Below are 1,154 nucleotides of genomic sequence, written 5' to 3'. Positions count from 1 at the left end.
TGGGGTGTCGAGGTCGAGGGTGGGTCGTGGTCGTGCGTTGAGCATGACCGCGACCCGCCGGAGATCGTCGGGTGTCCAGCCGGACAGGTCGGTGCCCTTTTCGAACCAGTGCCGTAGCAGCCGGTTGGTGTTCTCGTTCGAGCCGCGTTGCCAGGGTGAGTGCGGGTCGGCGAAGTAGACCGGCATGCGCAGGTCGAGCTGGATATCGACGTAGTCGGCCAGCTCCGAGCCACGGTCCCAGGTCAACGACCGGCGCAGATGCGCGGGCAGGTCACTCATCGCGGTGATCATCGCGCCGGCCACGGTCGCGGCGGTGTGGTCGCCGGGCAGGTGCAGCAGGATCGTGTACCTCGTGGTGCGTTCCACGAGCGTGCCGATCGCGGACGTGCCGCCGGTGCCGAGGATCAGGTCGCCTTCCCAGTGCCCGGGCACGGCCCGGTCGGCGACCTCGGGCGGGCGCTGGGAGATCTTCAATGCGTCCTTGAACGCCCACCCGCCCTTGCCCGCACCGACCCGCTCACGGGACTTACGTGTGCTCCGGTGGGTAGACAGCTGCTGGTGCAGGTCCGCGCGTAGCCGCCCGCGAGCCTGGACATACAGCGACTTGTAGATCGTCTCGTGGCTCACCCACTGGCTCCGATCCTCGGGGTTGTCCCTGCGCAGTATCGACGCGATCAACCCCGGGGACCAGCCCTGGTCCATCCACTCGGTCACCCGGTCGGACAGACCCGGATCAGCGAGCTTGAACTTCTTGGGACGCATCGCCTGCTGCAGCGCCCGACTGTCCGCGACCAGCGCGCTGTAGTCCCCGCCAGGACTGCGGTGCCGCCCGATCTCCCGGGAGACCGTGGACGGCGACCGGCCGATCCGCCGGGCGATCTCGACCTGCTCGAGCCCGGCGTCCAGGCCCCGCTGGATCTCGTCGCGGTCCTCCAACGTCAGCCGGTGCCCCGGCCCACGAGCACGCCCACCACGAGCCGGACGCGCCGGACCGCCACCACGCCCCATCACCAGCTTCATCCCGCCAGCCTGAGACCACCACCGAGCAGCAGCCAGGCGCGACACACCCTCACACGCCGCGGCCTGCTGCTGCGACCACCCCGACGCGATCAACCCGACAACCCGACGTCGAGCTGCAACCGGCCACCGCACAC

1 protein-coding gene is annotated in these 1,154 nt (G+C 69.8%); it reads right to left on the bottom strand.

Annotated features, from left to right (window positions below; genetic code table 11):
- A partial coding sequence (locus ACFO6V_RS28775) for an IS30 family transposase (protein WP_377142732.1) occupies positions 1–1,152 on the bottom strand: 1,152 nt, incomplete at its 3' end.
- Positions 1,153–1,154: the final 2 nt, after the last annotated feature.

The sequence above is a fragment of the Promicromonospora alba genome (assembly GCF_042654905.1).
Classification (GTDB): domain Bacteria; phylum Actinomycetota; class Actinomycetes; order Actinomycetales; family Cellulomonadaceae; genus Promicromonospora; species Promicromonospora alba.
This window is presented reverse-complemented; position numbering and strand designations above follow the sequence as displayed.